Origin of the sequence: Chromohalobacter sp. HP20-39 (assembly GCF_033052815.1) — a bacterium.
In the GTDB taxonomy this organism is placed as follows: Bacteria; Pseudomonadota; Gammaproteobacteria; order Pseudomonadales; family Halomonadaceae; genus Chromohalobacter.
Window position 1 is genome coordinate 1 of record NZ_JAWHTP010001150.1, and the last position, 237, is coordinate 237.

Here is a 237-nt window from a genome sequence, read left to right on the forward strand (position 1 = left end):
CTCGGCGCAGGGCGTGATCACCGACGACGACACCAGCAGCACCGGCGGCATCAGCGTCGACACCACCGGCGGTATCGGCACGACGACACTGGTCAGCACGCTGCCGGCGCTTCCGGCTGCGGTCGCGCCGCTGCTCGCCGAGGCGGGCGGCGTGCAGGCTGCGACGCCCAGCACCGGAGAGGTGCACCTGACCCAGGGCGAGCTCAATGCGGTGGTGTCGGCTGCGATCGCCGAATG

At 72.2% G+C, this 237-nt stretch carries 1 protein-coding gene; it reads left to right on the forward strand.

The annotated features are described in order from the left end of the window. Positions 1–13 precede the first annotated feature (13 nt). The coding region (locus tag RVY79_RS21495) for a hypothetical protein (protein ID WP_317466652.1) at positions 14–237 on the forward strand (224 nt) is incomplete at its 3' end.